15 protein-coding genes are annotated in these 14,638 nt (G+C 69.6%); 12 read left to right on the top strand and 3 right to left on the bottom strand.

Translation table 11 applies throughout. From position 1 onward, the window contains the following. Positions 1 to 78: 78 nt before the first annotated feature. The 9 genes from EP757_RS42220 to EP757_RS42175 all read left to right on the top strand — a co-directional run bounded on the left by EP757_RS42220 (position 79) and on the right by EP757_RS42175 (position 9,858). Positions 79 to 1,392, top strand: coding sequence for a sugar ABC transporter substrate-binding protein (locus tag EP757_RS42220; protein WP_127553931.1), 1,314 nt, complete (start codon positions 79 to 81; stop codon positions 1,390 to 1,392). Continuing rightward, a complete protein-coding gene (locus EP757_RS42215) occupies positions 1,389 to 2,336 on the top strand; it encodes a carbohydrate ABC transporter permease (RefSeq protein ID WP_127553930.1) in 948 nt (315 codons plus the stop codon). Before EP757_RS42220 ends, EP757_RS42215 begins: the two co-directional genes overlap by 4 nt. Then, complete coding sequence (locus EP757_RS42210) at positions 2,333 to 3,184, top strand: carbohydrate ABC transporter permease (protein WP_127553929.1); 852 nt, start codon at positions 2,333 to 2,335, stop codon at positions 3,182 to 3,184. The genes EP757_RS42215 and EP757_RS42210 overlap by 4 nt, the downstream gene beginning before the upstream one ends. A 28-nt stretch (positions 3,185 to 3,212) precedes the next feature. Next, a complete protein-coding gene (locus EP757_RS42205) occupies positions 3,213 to 4,118 on the top strand; it encodes a 5-dehydro-4-deoxyglucarate dehydratase (RefSeq protein WP_127553928.1) in 906 nt (301 codons plus the stop codon). After that, positions 4,115 to 5,335, top strand: a complete 1,221-nt coding sequence (locus EP757_RS42200; RefSeq protein WP_127553927.1) for an enolase C-terminal domain-like protein — start codon at positions 4,115 to 4,117, stop codon at positions 5,333 to 5,335. Before EP757_RS42205 ends, EP757_RS42200 begins: the two co-directional genes overlap by 4 nt. Then, positions 5,329 to 6,372, top strand: a complete 1,044-nt coding sequence (locus tag EP757_RS42195; protein ID WP_197725491.1) for a hypothetical protein — start codon at positions 5,329 to 5,331, stop codon at positions 6,370 to 6,372. The genes EP757_RS42200 and EP757_RS42195 overlap by 7 nt, the downstream gene beginning before the upstream one ends. After that, positions 6,369 to 7,571 (top strand): hypothetical protein, encoded by a 1,203-nt coding sequence (locus tag EP757_RS42190; RefSeq protein WP_127553926.1) that lies wholly within the window; start codon positions 6,369 to 6,371, stop codon positions 7,569 to 7,571. The genes EP757_RS42195 and EP757_RS42190 overlap by 4 nt, the downstream gene beginning before the upstream one ends. A gap of 13 nt (positions 7,572 to 7,584) precedes the next feature. After that, the gene (locus EP757_RS42185; protein WP_232050284.1) at positions 7,585 to 9,147 is read left to right on the top strand and encodes a glycosyl hydrolase family 28 protein; all 1,563 of its coding nucleotides are present in this window, start codon (positions 7,585 to 7,587) and stop codon (positions 9,145 to 9,147) included. A 228-nt stretch (positions 9,148 to 9,375) separates the two neighbouring features. Beyond that, positions 9,376 to 9,858 carry a hypothetical protein gene (locus EP757_RS42175; RefSeq protein ID WP_127553925.1) on the top strand — a complete coding sequence of 161 codons (483 nt, stop codon included), beginning with the start codon at positions 9,376 to 9,378 and terminating at the stop codon, positions 9,856 to 9,858. Positions 9,859 to 10,495: 637 nt separating this feature from the next. Here the strand turns inward: EP757_RS42175 and EP757_RS42165 are convergent. Together EP757_RS42165 and EP757_RS42160 are read right to left on the bottom strand one after the other, a co-directional pair. After that, the gene (locus tag EP757_RS42165) at positions 10,496 to 11,341 is read right to left on the bottom strand and encodes a PhzF family phenazine biosynthesis protein (RefSeq protein WP_232050283.1); all 846 of its coding nucleotides are present in this window, start codon (positions 11,339 to 11,341) and stop codon (positions 10,496 to 10,498) included. Positions 11,342 to 11,485: 144 nt separating this feature from the next. After that, positions 11,486 to 11,797: an EthD family reductase gene (locus EP757_RS42160; protein ID WP_127553923.1), complete on the bottom strand. Its 312-nt coding sequence runs from the start codon at positions 11,795 to 11,797 to the stop codon at positions 11,486 to 11,488. Positions 11,798 to 11,976: 179 nt separating this feature from the next. On the opposite strand from EP757_RS42160, the gene EP757_RS44955 reads away from it, so the two are divergent. Both EP757_RS44955 and EP757_RS42150 read left to right on the top strand, forming a co-directional pair. Continuing rightward, entirely contained in the window at positions 11,977 to 12,135 is a 159-nt protein-coding gene (locus EP757_RS44955) for a transposase (RefSeq protein WP_232050282.1), read from the top strand. Continuing rightward, complete coding sequence (locus EP757_RS42150; protein ID WP_127553922.1) at positions 12,132 to 12,482, top strand: hypothetical protein; 351 nt, start codon at positions 12,132 to 12,134, stop codon at positions 12,480 to 12,482. Before EP757_RS44955 ends, EP757_RS42150 begins: the two co-directional genes overlap by 4 nt. Before the next feature lie 5 nt (positions 12,483 to 12,487). Here the strand turns inward: EP757_RS42150 and EP757_RS42145 are convergent, their stop codons facing one another. Then, positions 12,488 to 13,648, bottom strand: coding sequence for an ROK family transcriptional regulator (locus tag EP757_RS42145; RefSeq protein ID WP_127553921.1), 1,161 nt, complete (start codon positions 13,646 to 13,648; stop codon positions 12,488 to 12,490). 71 nt (positions 13,649 to 13,719) lie between these two features. Here EP757_RS42145 and EP757_RS42140 point away from each other — a divergent pair, with 71 nt between their 5' ends. After that, positions 13,720 to 14,544: a LacI family DNA-binding transcriptional regulator gene (locus EP757_RS42140; protein WP_127553920.1), complete on the top strand. Its 825-nt coding sequence runs from the start codon at positions 13,720 to 13,722 to the stop codon at positions 14,542 to 14,544. The last annotated feature ends 94 nt before the right edge of the window (positions 14,545 to 14,638 follow it).

Here is a 14,638-nt window from a genome sequence, read left to right as displayed (position 1 = left end):
ATCTTCAGCGGAAGATCCATACCGTACCGCAAGGATACGCCTATGTGAACGCCTTACACATATGTGAATGGAGAGGCCATGGCGCCACGAACCGCAATCAGGGGTCTGCTCGCCTCCGTGTCGGCGGTGCTGCTCCTCGGCAGCGCCGCCTGCGCCGGGGACGACAGCGCCGGCGAGGCAGCGGACACCCTGGAGGTCTGGACCCGCAGCGCACCCGAGCCCGCCGCCACCTACAAGGACATCTTCGCCGCCTTCACCGCCAAGACCGGGATCGCGGTCGACTACCAGCCGGTCGTGGAGTTCGACCAGCAGCTGCAGGCCCGGGCCAGCTCCAAGGACCTGCCCGACGTGTTCGTGGCCGACGCCGCCAACCTCGGCACCTACCAGGCGCAGGGCTGGCTCCAGCCGATCGACCGAGCAGGCGTCGCCGGTGGCGCGGACGTCGCCGCCAACGCCTGGAGCTCGGTCCAGGGGCTCGACGGCCAGACCTACGGCATCCCGTTCTCCCGGCAGGCCTTCACCACGTTCATCCGCAAGGACTGGCGCGAGAAGGTCGGCCTGCCCGTCCCCAAGACCTGGGCCGACCTGACCGCCCTGGCCAAGGCGTTCGCCGAGAAGGACCCGGACGGCAACGGCAAGAAGGACACCTACGGGATGGTCGTGCCCGGTAGCGCCCAGAACGGCTACACCGTCTTCTGGGGCGCCAGCTACCTGTGGCAGGGCGGCGGCGACATCATCACCGACGCCGGTGGCGGCAAGTACAGCGTCGCGATCAACAACGAGAAGTCGGTACAGGCCGTCTCCTGGATCCGCGACCAGTTCTGCACACCCGGCGTGGTGCAGCCCGGCGCGCTGACCCAGACCACCGCGCAGACCACGCACTTCACCGACGGCACGGCCGGCATCTACTTCACCGGGCCGTACAACTTCGTCCCCTACGACCAGAAGCTGACCAAGGAGAAGTACGAGGTCGTGCCGGCGCCCACCGGACCGGCCGGCGGCGCGGTGCTCGCCAACGGCGAGAACATCTACCTCGGCGCCGGCAGCAAGCTCTCCGACGCGCAGAAGAAGCTCGCCGAGTTCCTGATCACGCCCGAGGCCCAGAAGCTGGGCATGGTCAGCAAGACCCAGGCCGTGGTCCGGCTGCCCGTCAACGCCACGCTCGACGCCGCCGAGGTCACCGGGGACGAGCGCTGGAAGGTGGTCGCCGAGGCGTACGCCAAGAACGGCACCGAGTTCCCGTCAGCGGTGCAGTGGGTGCCGATCCGCAACGCCGCCGCCGAAGGCCTCAACAAGGTCCTCGCCGACTGCTCCGGCGACGTGAAGGCCGGACTCGATGCCACCGCACAGGCCGTCACCGCGGTCCTGCAGGAACAGGGCGTCCTGGCGTGACGACGTCACTGCTGCCCTCCCGGAGCGGGACCCGCGGGTCCCGCTCCGGCGGGGACGCCCCGCCACCGAAGCGCCGCCGGCCGTCCGGCGCGCTGATCTCCTGGCTGTTCCTGACCCCGGCGATCGTGCTCGCGGTGTACTTCAAGTTCATCCCGATGATCGAGGGCATCCGGCTCAGCCTCTACAAGGTGCAGCCGTTCCTCGGCAACGAGTGGGTGGGCCTGGACAACTACATCGACGTCGCCACCGACGCCCGGTTCCGCGACGCCCTCGGGCACACCGTGATCCTCGGCGTCGGGCAGACCGTCGGCGCGCTGCTGGTCGGCGCGGCCCTGGCCCTGCTCCTGGAGGGGCAGACCCGGTCGCTCTGGGTGCTGCGCAGCGCGGTCTTCCTGCCGGTCGTCACCGCGACGGCGGTCAGCGGCGAGATCTGGCGGCTGCTCTACCACCCGACCCCGGACGGGCCGCTCAACTCGCTGCTGGCCCTGATCGGGCTCGGGCCGTCGCCGTTCATCGCCGGCACCGGCACCGCGCTGTGGTCGGTCATGGTGGTAGGCATCTGGATCGGCGCGCCGTACAACATGGTGATCGTCCTGGCCGGGCTCGCCGGCGTGGACCGGGCGCTCTACGAGTCGGCGTCGGTGGACGGCGCCGGCACGCTGCGCCGCCTCTGGCACATCACGGTCCCGGCGCTGCGACCGGCCATCGCGGTCATCCTCACCCTCGCCGCGATCCGCAGCCTGCGCACGTTCACCGAGGTGTACGTGCTGACCGGCGGCGGCCCGGCCGGCTCCACCGAGGTGTGGATGACCCGGGTCATCTCCCTCGGCCTGCAGGAGAACAACATCGGCCGGGCGTCGGCCGCGTCGGTCCTGCTGCTCCTGCTCACCCTGACCGCGACCCTCGTGGTCCGGTACGTGACCGGCCGCAAGGAGGTGCGATGAACCGCTTCGACACCGCGCTCGGCTGGACCACCCGAGGCCGCCCGCTGCGCGCCCTGCTCTGCGCGATCGCCCTGTTCGTCTTCGCCGGGCCCTTCCTGCTGGTGCTCTCCGGCGCGTTCGACGACCACGGGCAGTCGACCCGGCTCAGCTTCTGGCCGAACGAGCTGACCTGGGCCAACTTCACCGTGGCCGGGGACCGGGGCATCTGGTCCTACCTCGGGCACTCACTGGTGATCGTCGGCGGTGGCCTGCTGCTGCAGATCGCCGTGTCGGTGTTCGCCGCCTACGCCATCGCCCGGCGCCGGTTCCGCGGCCAGGCCGTCGTCATGCTCGCCATCCTGCTCACCATGATGCTGCCGGAGGAGGTCATCGCGATCCCGCTGTCGCTGGTCATCGGCGACCTGCCCGGCCTCGGACTCAGCCTCAAGGGCTCCGCGCTCGGCGTGATCCTGCCGGTCGGCATCTGGGGTTTCTCCATCCTCGTGATGAGCGAGTTCATGAAGGAGATCCCCGACGAGATCATCGAGGCGGCGAAGCTGGACGGCGTCGGTGAGCTGCGGATGCTCTGGCGCATCGTGCTGCCCCTGTCGCGGTCGGCGCTCGGCGTCATCACCGTCTTCGGTTTCATCATGATCTGGGACCAGTACCTTCTGCCGCTGATCGTCGCCGAGAACCAGAGCGACTACACGATCACCGTGGCGCTGGCGCTGATGCGCGTCGACAACGTCGTCGGACCGGGGGCCGTGCTGGCCGGCTCGGTCGTCGCCCTCGTGCCCAGCCTCATCGTCTACCTGCTGCTGCAGCGCTCGCTCGTCCGCGGGATCACCGCCGGCGCCACCAAGGGCTGAGTCCCTTCACTTCAATCCCGAGGTTGCGATGACGTTCCAAGGTGTTCTGTTCTTCCCGGTGACCCCGTTCGGCGCGGACGGCGGCGTCGACGAGTCACTGCTCGCCGCGCACGTGACGAAGGGTGTCGACGCGGGCGCGGGCGCGGTCTTCGCCGGCTGCGGCACCGGCGAGTTCCACGCGCTCAGCGGCGACGAGATGGAAGCCGTCGCGCGGGTCGCGGTGAAGTCGGCGGCCGGTCGGACGCCCGTCTACGCCGGCGCCGGCGGACCGCTTCCGGTCGCGATCGAGCAGGTACGGCGGCTCGCGCGCACCGGCGTCGGCGGCGTGCTGCTGCTTCCTCCGTACCTGGTCGGCGGCACCCAGCCCGGCGTCGTCGACTACGTGCGGCAGGTCGCCGCCGCCACTGATCTCCCGGTCGTCTTCTACCAGAGGGCCAACGCGGTCCTCACCCCGGACGCGGCCGCCGAGGTGGCCCGGATCCCCACGGTGATCGGCATCAAGGACGGCGTCGGCAACCTCGAGCTGATGCACCGGATCGTCCTGGCGGTGCGGCGTGCGGCCGGGCCGGACTTCCAGTTCTTCAACGGGCTGCCGACCGCCGAGATGACCGTCCCGGCCTACCGCGGGGTCGGTGTGCCGCTCTACTCGTCGGCGGTGTTCGCGTTCGCCCCGGAGATCGCGCTCGGCTTCCACCGGGCGATCACCACCGGCGACCACGAGCTGCGCGACGAACTGCTCGACCGCTTCTACGCCCCGCTGGTCGCGCTGCGCGACGAGCGGCCCGGCTACCCGGTCGCGCTGATCAAGGCGGGTGTCCGGCTGCGGGGCCTCGACGTCGGCGGGGTCCGTGCGCCGCTGACCGATCCGCTGCCCGAGCACGTCGACCGGCTGGCCGAACTGCTGGAAGAGGGACTCAAGGTGGTCCAGGCATGATCATTCGCGAGTTGCTGGTCACCCCGATCGCTTTCCGGGACCCGCCGCTGCTCAATGCCACCGGCGTACATGAACCGCTCGCTCTTCGCTGTGTCCTGCGGTTGATCGTGGACGGTGGTGTGGTCGGTCTCGGCGAGTGCGGCGGTGATCGGGCGCAGCTGGATCGGCTCACCGCGGTGGCGCCCGCCCTGGCCGGCCTGGACGTCCTGGACCTGGCGGCGATCGCCCGGGCTGTCGACGCCGCCCTGCCCGGCGAGACGGCGATGGGCCGCCGGACCGCGTTCTCCGCGATCGAGGTGGCCTGCCTGGACGCGACCGGCAGGCTGCTCGGCCGGCCGGTCGTCGACCTGCTCGGCGGCCGGGTACGGGACGCGGTGCCGTACAGCGCCTACCTGTTCTACAAATGGGCCGGCCACCCGGAATCCGAGCCCGACGAGTTCGGTGCGGCGCTCGACCCGCAGGGGATCGTCGACCAGGCGGAACTGCTGATCGGCGAGCACGGGTTCCGCTCGATCAAGCTGAAGGGCGGCGTCTTCCCGCCGGACCAGGAGATCGCCGCGGTCCGGGCGCTGCGCGAGGCGTTCCCGGATCACCCGCTGCGCATCGACCCGAACGGAGCGTGGACCGTCGTCACCGGCCGCCGGGTCGCCGCCGAGCTCGACGGCGTCCTGGAGTACCTCGAGGACCCGTCCTGGGGGATCGACGCGATGGCGCAGGTCGCCGCGGGGGCGACGATGCCCCTCGCCACCAACATGTTCGTGAACTCGTTCGGCACGATCGCTCCGGCCGTGGCGAAGAACGCCGTCCAGGTCATTCTCGGCGACCATCACTATTGGGGCGGGCTCACCGCGAGCCGTCATCTCGGAACGGTCTGCGAGACCCTCGGACTGGGCCTGTCGATGCACTCCAATTCGCATCTCGGGATCAGCCTGGCCGCGATGACGCACCTGGCGGCGGCGACACCGAATCTCACCTACGCCTGCGACACCCACTACCCGTGGAATTCCGCCGACGACGTCATCCGGAACGGTCCGCTGCGGTTCGTGGACGGCGCGCTTGCGGTGCCGCCCGGTCCGGGACTCGGCGTCGAACTCGACGCCGACGCCCTCGAAAGACTGCACCGCGTCTACGTCGATTCCGGCCGGCAGATCCGCGACGACACCGGATACGCCCGCCGGTTCGACCCGGACTACGACCCGGAACTGCCGCGATGGTGAACACCGTCTATCTGTATCCGTGGGACGTCATCGGCGACCCCCACACCGCTGACCGGGTGGCCGCGCTGGGGGTGACCCGCGTGGCGCTCGCCGCCTCCTACCACGCGGTCCGCGCGGCCACCCCGCGCCATCCCCGGCACCGGATCGTGCACGCCCCGCGCAGCGCATTCCATCTGCCCATTCGTGACGTCTGGAAAGGCATCGTCCCCCGGTCCGCGAAAGCGTGGACCGGGCACGACGACTCGTTCATCGCGGCCCGCGACATGCTGCGTTCCCGCGGTCTGGCGGTCGACGCCTGGGTGGTGGTCACGCACACCGATGCGGCCGCCGGCTTCGCGATGCGCAACGCCTTCGGCGACCCCTACCCGTACGCCGTGTGCTGCGCTTTCCCGGAAGTCCGGAACTACGCGCGAACCCTGGTCTCGGAGGTCGTCGCGCTCGGTGAGCCGGACGGCCTGATCCTGGAAGCCTGCGGGCCGATGGGCTTCGGTCATCAATCGGCGCACGAGAAGACGGCCGGGGCCGATTGGACCGCGGCGGACGAACGTCTCCTGTCGATCTGTTTCTGCGATGCCTGTGCCGTTCCCGCCACCCTCCGCAGAACGGTGGCCGACGCTGTCGGATCGGGTTCCTTCGTTGCGGACGAGGTCGCCGCGGAACTCCTCGAAATCCGTTCCGCCTCCACCGCAGCCCTGCAGCGGGACGTGATCGACGCGGCCCGGGCCGGGGGAGTGCGCCGCCTCGGCATGTTCGCCGACGCCGACCCGTGGTCGACCGGCCCGTCAGCGTTCCTCAGCACTTCCGCCGTGGACTTCTGCATCGCGGCGGCCTGGGACGGCTCGCCCGCTCGGGTGAGCGCCCTCCGGTCGGCCTTCACCGGTTCCGTCGGCGCCTACGTCTCGATCCTGCCGCCCTTCACCGCTTCGGCAGCCGTGTGGCGGTCGCTGGACGCCGACGAACTGCACATCTACCACGCGGGGCTGGCCTCGGACGCCCGGCTCGACGCCCTCTCCGCCGTCCTCAGGGAATTGTCGTGAACAACCGTCTCGAAGCCGTCCTCTGGCTGACCCCGAAGATCTTCGACGACCTCACCGACCCGGCGCCGGGTGTGGCCGCCTTCTTCGACCACTACGCCGCGTATCTGGACGGCCGGCCGGTCACCGTCGTCTTCTGCCCGTCCAACGGCGACCACATCCTCAACTACGCCGGGCCCGACCACCGTGGTGATCGGTTCGACTGGGCGCGGTACAACTGCTACGCCCACGGATCACCCGACCTGACCCGGGCGCACAACCTGGACTGGCTGACCCGGGTGCGCGAAGGCGGGGAGCGGTCGTTCAATCCGTACTCGGCCGGTCCGATGTTCACACTCAGTGAGCAGCCGATGGATTATCACGTGCTCGCCGGCTGCTATGCGGCGATCCGCGCGGAGGCGGCCCGGCGCGACCTCCCCCTGCGGATCTTGGAGTATCTGGAGCCGGGGCCGGAGTTCTGCCGCAGTGACTGGAAGACGTCACGCCACCCGGAGGTGTCCTCGGGCACCGCCGACGCCGGTGGGCACATCATCCCCGGCGTCCTCGACGTCACCGCTTCACTGAGTCCGGATGCATCGGTTTATGCGGCCTTCCCTGACGGCATCCCGGCGGGTCTGCCGGCCGGTGACTTCGTGGCGGCGCAGACCGGCGCCTACATCGAGGACTTCGGTCTGGACGGGATCCTGCTCGGCAACCAGTTCGGCCTCGTCGGCTTCTGGGATCCGGCGAACGCTCCGGCGCCGACCCCGGAACGCACCGCCGGTGTCGCGCGGTTCTTCGAGCGGATGCGGGCAGCGCTCGGCGACAAGCAGCTGTACTGGATGGACACCTACTGGCGGGCGGATGTCGAGATCAGCGCGTGGGGGATGCCCGAATCCGCCTACTCGCTGATGGACGCCGTTCTGGTGTGCACGTTCGCAGTGCTCGTCGAGCGTACCGAAATCGTGCCCAATGTCCGGAGCAAGGCCGCCCTCGACGGACCCCGGGTCCTCTACGCCCTCGACTTCGTCGATCCCTGGTACTGGTATCGCACCCACCTCGACGACCGGCGCACCTACCTCTACCAGCGGGAACTGCTCGCCGGACCGGTCGCCGCCCTGATCGGGGGGTTCTCGTTCTTCGCGAACGACACGTTCGGCCACTTCGTGCCGGACCGGCCCCTCACCGAGACCCTCGCGGTCATCCTCGCCGCGGAGTGTTGATAAGGAGCGCCATTTGTCCACGATCCGCTTCCTGTCCGTCCTCGTCCTCCTGATCTCCCTGCTGGTCGTCACCCCGGCGCCGGCGCAGGCCGCACCGGCCCCTGTCGACGTCTACCCGGTGCCGTCGATCTATCCCGCCTCCCCCGACTACACGCTCACGGTCAACGGGACTCCGGTTCCCGTGCAGGACTATCCCGGGTACGACATCGCGCAGTTCGCCATGGGCGCCGGCGACGCCACCATCGCCGTCACCAAGGTCAACAACACGGCCATCGGGGCGTACCGGATCAGCCCCCGCAAGCTCGGCGTCAGCGCGGCCGTCACCGGGCCGACGCTCACCTTCACCATCCACGACGACGCGTACCTGATCATCAAGATCGACGGGCGGCCGGACCTGGTGATCGCCGCCGACCCGGTCGAGACCAACCGGCCGTCATCCAGTGGCGCCGGGATCTTCAACGTCGGCGCCGCGCCCACCACCGCGTCCTTCCAGCAGACCCTCAACGACGCCGCGGCCTGGGGCAGCGCCACCGGAACGCAGGGCATCGTCTACGTCCCGGCCGGCGTCTACCCGGTCGGCAACCTCTACCTGCGCAGCGACCTGGCGCTCTATCTGGCGCCCGGCGCGGTGCTGCGGTTCACCGGCGACCGTGCCGAGAACGAAGTCCACTGGCGCAAGGAATCGCAGCAGCGCGACATCACCTGGTTCCTCTCCACGCGCTACTCGTCGGAGAACATCAGCATCTACGGCCGCGGCGTCATCGACGGCAACGGCAAGGCGGCCCTGGCTCCGAGCAACCTGGGCGTCAACCTGCTCACCCCGATCTACACGACGAACTTCCTCGTCGACGGCGTCACGTTCCGTGAGTCGAGCAGCTGGGCGATCATGCCCACTCGATCGTCGAACATGACGTTCCGCAACCTGAAGATCTTCAACCGGTTCGACATGGGCGAGAACGACGGCATCGACGTCATGGAGTCGTCGAACGTGACCGTCCAGCACGCGATCGGCGTCGGCCTGGACGACCCGTTCAGCACCAAGACCTGGGACACCACCGTCGACCTGTTCAGCAAGGTGCCGGGCAACCCGCGGCCGCTCAGCGACGTGACGTTCGACGACCTGATGTCCTTCACGTACTGCTACGGCGTGAAGGTGGGCCAGGGCGTCTTCCAGAACCAGCAGAACGTCACGTTCCGCAACGTCACCGTCTATGACGCCGCCGTGGCGATCGGCGTCCACCACAAGTACGGCACGGCGACGGCCGGCACCATCCGCTTCGAGAACATCGACGTGGAGAAGCTGTCCTTCAGCAACGACAGCAACCGTACGTGGCTCGCGCTGTGGACCGGCGACACCCACGGAACAGGCCCGATCACCGGCGTGACGGTCAAGAACACCCGCCTCTACACGCTCGGCACCACACCGGCCCGCATCAACGGCAAGCCGGCCGCCCCGATAACCGGCGTGACCCTGGACCACGTCTACGCCGGAACCGCCACCACGCCGGCCACCACCCTGACCGACCTCAACATCACCAACATCTCCGACAACGGCCCGATCACCATCATCAGCTGACCGCGCGATGCCGGGAGCGTGGCGGCGCTCCCGGCATCGATATCGCGCGCGTCAGACCGCGATGTTCGAGCTCGCCGGCGAACTTGCCGCTGCCATCCCGGCCCGCACCCTGGGCATTCACATCAAAGTAGCCGTTGAATGGCAGCAACTAGCGGCCGGAGACTGGCTCGCTACGCGGCCGAGATCGACCGCGAGAGTTCATCCATGGCAACGCACTAGTCTCGGTCCGTGGACGACAGCCTCCTTCGCCGGCTCCGGGCCGAGCAGGCCCGGGCACTTCTCTACGACACCGAACCGCATCACGCGGTGATGCTGGCGTGCGACCTCCTGGTGGCCGGCGTCAACGGCGACGCTGTGGCGGCGCTCGCGGCGGAGTCAGCTCGCACGCTGCCGACGCATGACGCGAACCGGCGCCTGGCGGCGGTCACCGCCGAACTCGGCCTCGCAGAACCAGACCTGGCGACTGCGGTGGAGCTGATCGCAGCCGACACCTGCGAGCGAATCCTCAACCGCAGCATCCCCGCCGAGGTGGGAACCCACCGTCTATACGTGGTGGGACATGAGGGCAGCCCGCTGCACGACCTGCTCCCGGCGGTCGCCGCACTGGCCGAGCGCCTGGAAGACGATCTCGGTGGACGCGCCGACAACGACCTGCAAACCCGACTCGACGCCCTGGCCCGGACCATCCTGAACCGCCTGATGCCCGCGTGAGCACCTCAAACGAGCCGTCACCATGGCCGACCGACAAGCTGACCGCACTGCGCCTTCCACCGAAGCTCTCCAGGCTTGGGAGCTGAGGCCGGAGCAGTTCCTTCATCCCTGGCAAACCGCCGATCCGCAGTAGCCACACGCCGCCCCGTGTGTCGGCGTACGGATTCCGGTGCAGAGCCAGGTACGCCAAATACGTAGAGGTCGGGCGAGCATCCTGGCGAACGATCCGGCGCCAGGCCGCCCAGCGGCGCACGTCCGTTCCGACGGCAGTGCCGATGCAGAACGCCAGGTCTGTCGGGGTCGATATCCAGCCCGTCGCAGCCAGTGCTCGGTGCAGAGGATGCGGTCAGGGGTGATGATCGTCAGAGGGTCGGTAGGAGGTTCCTCCAGGGAGCGTCCCCGCTCAACGTGGTCTGACTGCCACCGGAACGCCTCCCAGTACTGCTCGACCTCGGGATCGTCACGCTCAAGAGTTCGTGCCGTTGAACCTCCCGCTCCAACCGACGACATCACTGCGTCGTCAAGGGCGACTATGGTGCGTGCCGGCCAGCGCGCTGGGCGCGGGCAGCGACGGGACCCAGCGCGCGTTGTCTGCGGCAAAAGAGGACGATCTAGAGAGCTTCCGGGGTGGGGGTGGCTAGTTGTCGCCGCGGTGTCTGTCGCGGATCACCGCTAGGCCGCCGACCCGGGTCGTGATGCCCGCCGGCCCGCGTCGGGCCGAAGCGAGCACGCTGGCCGGTCGACCGAGGGCATCACCTTGCTCCACCTCGATCGCTACCATCTGTGCCCCTGTCGTGTCGAGTAGGTGGGCGGCGAGACCGCCGGTGCTGTTGGCGTTGGCGACGTCCTCGTCGACACCGATCGCCGGAGCGAACATCCGCGCCGCCCCCGGTCGGTCGCCCACCGGTGGTACGTACACGAAACAGCCGAGGAGCCCGTACCGCCGGCACGCCGCTTTCAGCCTGTTGAGGTGTGGGCGGACTCGGAGCAGCGCCGCCCGGTCGTGGACCGGTACCAGCATGCGTGGTGCGCCGGGCGCGGCGATGCGTGGCTCGTCGGTCGGGTGCGGGTCGTCCGCGGTGAGCCCGAGCGCGGCGACGATCGCGGCGCGCTCGTCCGGTGCCGGGTGGCGCAGCGCGACGAGGCCCTGGTCGAACCACACCTCGATTCCGGTGGGGCGGCGGATGGCGAAGGTGTCGAACGTGCGCCCGCCGGTGCGTTGGCGGTCGTTAAGCTCGCCCAGCGCGGTGCGGGTCAGCCGGACGGCCTGCGCGGCAACGGTGCCGTGGCCACAGCCGGACAGTTCGGTGGCGGCAGTGAAGAAGCGGACCGGCCAGCCACCGTCCGGCGTCGGCCCTGGGCCGAGGAACGCCGTGTGCGAGGTGCCGACCGCAGCTGCGACCGCACGCCGGTCCGCGTCCGTCATCGCCGGGTCGTCGTCGGAGACGGCCGTGGGGCTACCGCCCGAGCCGTCGTGCCGCACGCACGCATCAACCACTGTGACAGCCGGCCAGGACATGGGCCCCCTCTGACGCTCAACGAACCGGCAATCGCGAACGGCGTCTGTCGATGGCCAGGCATGCCCGCAACGGCCGACCGAATGCGTTCCGGAGCTTGCCGGCCTGCCTCAGCCGGTACCGTCCTGTACCGGATAGTGGATGATGACTGCACCGCCGGTGGCGTAGTTGGCGACATCGGCGGCCACCCGCTGGCCTTGCGGCGACGCGCGCGACGCGGCCATGGCGGCGACGTCAGCGAAGTCGCCTTCGAAAACCGCGAAATACGGCGCTTCTCCGTTGGTCGCCGCCACGTCGAAGCTGTAACGCCACGCAAGCAGCCCGGGCAGATCCATGACCAGTGGAAGGTGGTTGGTCACGTAGTAGTCGCGGAAGTGGTCAGGGTCGGCGGGCTGGGAATACAGGACCACCAACTTATGCATGACGGCCTCCGTCTATCTCCGTCCAGAGACGAGACCATAACACTCCGGGTAAGTGGGAACTCCAGCTGAGAAACAGGGACGACACTGGCGGTCGTGACCGGCAGGACGGAATCGATCGATGTTTTGGCGGGTTACGCGAGCAGCTCTACCAGTGCATGACCAGGCGGACGGATGCGTTGTTGTCGTGTACCGATGGGCCGGTCAAGTCGCTGGTCGGGCTGTCGCTGGCGCCGGAGCACCGCCGTGGACACGGTGCCATGTACGACGCGCTGAACCACGGCCGTATCGATGTCGAGTCGCTGCGCCGGTGCCTGGCCGGCTTGCCGTTGCCGCGGTGATGGTGGACCTGATGTTTCATCGGGATGCTTCGGCCGGTACCGCGTTCACCAACGCCGGAGCGACTTTCGCCGACACCCGCGATCAGGCCCTGACCAGGGCGAAAGTCGATGCCACGGTCCGGGCGGAGGAGCGAACGACATCCTCCGGGACAGCCGTCTTGCTCGCCGAGGGTGAGGGCGAGTTTCTGACCCAGCACACCATGATCGGCAACGTCGTGGTCATGGTGCGGGTGTTCGAGGCGAAGACTTCCCCGGCGGATACCGGCGCCCGTGCTGCCGAACTGATGGCGGGCCTGGCCGACGCGAGTGAGGCGATCACCGCCGAGGTGGCCGGGCAACTCCGCTGAGGCTGTCACCAGGTGCCGGGTGTGTGGCCCGGCGCCACGGCGGCCTGGACGACCAGGGCTGCTGCTCCGATGCTCGCCGCGTCGCGGGGCTGGGCGGACAGCTCGACCACGACCGGGTGGCGCTGGCGGGAGTGGGCTGTCCGTTCCAGGTGGGCGCGGAGGCGCCGGGCGTAGATGGAACCGGCCAGGGCGGCGCCGGGGCCGGTCAGGACGACGCGGCCCAGGTCCAGGAGGTTGACCATCGACGTGGCGGCCACGGCCAGGTGGCCGGCGGCGCGGTCGAGGAGTTCGAAGGCGGCCGGGTCGCCGCCGACCGCGAGCCGGGCCACCGCGTCGTAGGCGCTCGACGTCGTCGCCGACGGATCCACCGGCAGGCGCGGGTCGGCGGCGGCGTCGGCGACGACGGCGGCCATCGAGGCGTAGCGCTCCACGCATCCCTGGTTGCCGCACGGGCAGGGGCGGCCGTCGTACGCGATCGACATGTGGCCGAGTTCGCCGGCGTCGAAGCTGGCGCCGCGGAACAGCGCGCCGCCGAAGACGAAGCCGGCGCCGATGCCGGCGCCCAGGTAGATGCAGCCGAACGCCTGCTCGCGGGAGACGCGCCGGGACCAGAACTCGCCGAGGGCCGCTGCCGCCGCGTCGTTCTCCACCATGACCGGCAGCCCGATCCGGCCGGCCAGGTCGGCGCGGACCGGCGCGAGCCCGTCCGCGACGGGGGCACCGCCGGGGAAGGGCGTGGGAGCGACGATCGCGAGGCCCTCGATGCGGCCGCGGGGCAGGTCCAGGCCCGCGGTGAAGTCGTCGAACTGCGCGGCGAGCCGGTCAGCGGGCGGTCGCGGCACCACCTCGCGGCCCACCACGCCGCCGGTCAGGTCGACGGCTACGCAGGTCAGGGTGTCCGGGCCCAGATGGAACCCGATGCCGAAACGGTTCGCCGGTTTGATGGCGATCAGCTTGCGGGGCTTCCCTCGTACCGAATCGGCGGAGCCGACCTCGTGAATGATCCCGTCCGCGATCAGGTCTCGCACGATGTTCGAGATCGACGGCTGGGTGAGGCCGGTCAGATCGGCGAGCTCGACCCGGCTGATCGCCGCGGCGGACCGGATCACGTCGACGATGAGTGCCCGGCTGCCGGGTCCCGCGGCGGGCGCTTCACGACGTGCCATCAGAGGTACGGTCTCCGGGTCTCGTGCTGATAGAGAAGCCGACAGAGAAGACACCCTACCGGGAGGAACCGTTGACCAAGGCGCCACGGCGGGTCGGGCTGGTGCTGGAACGTGCCGCGCAGGTGCTCGGCGAGGAACCGTACTACCACGAGTTCCTCGAAGGCCTCGAACGCGTGCTCGCGCCGGCGGGCGTGTCGGTGCTGGTGCGGGTGGTGACGGACCGGGCGGCGGAGTCGGCGACCTACGAGCGGTGGGCCGAGCAGGGCCGCGTCGACGGCGTGATCCTGGTCGATCTCGGACCGGACGACGAGCGGGTCGGCCTGGTGACGTCGCTGGGCCTGCCCGCCGTGGTGATCGGTGACCCGTCCACGGCTCAGGGGCTGCCGACGGTGTGGACCGACGACGCCGGGTTCGCGCAGGAGGTGGTCGCCTACCTGTTCGGCCTGGGGCACCGGACCATCGGGCACGTGACCGGGCCGCCGAAGTTCGCGCACACCCAGCTGCGGCAGAACGGCCTGGCCGCGGAGGCCACTGAGCGCGGGATGACGTTGCTGGTGGCGGAGGGCGATTATTCGTACGAGGGTGGCCGCGCCGCCGCCGTGCAGCTGATCGAGCAGGGGCCGACCGCGATCGTCTTCGACAACGACGTGATGGCGCTGAGCGGCCTGGAGGCGGCGGCCGAGCTGGGAGCGGACGTCTCGATCGTCGCCTGGGACGACTCCGCCCAGTGCCAGCTCGCCGTCCCGGCCCTGTCGGCGATGAGCCACGACGTCGAGCGGATCGGCGAGCTGGCGGGCGACGCGGTGCTCGCGGCCATGGCGGGGGAGCCGGTGGCGGTCTATCAGGCGCCGCCGGCGCACATCGTGGTCAGGGAAAGCACCCACCCCCTCCGTTGATCCCGCGGCCAGGAGCGCAGCGCCGCCTGACGCCTTCAGACTACATAAATTATTAATTTAACCTTGACGACACGCGAGCGAGACCACCATGCTC

The organism is Actinoplanes sp. OR16 (assembly GCF_004001265.1).
Classification (GTDB): domain Bacteria; phylum Actinomycetota; class Actinomycetes; order Mycobacteriales; family Micromonosporaceae; genus Actinoplanes.
Note: the sequence above shows the minus strand (reverse complement) of the source record. Positions and strands in the feature narration are given on the sequence as shown.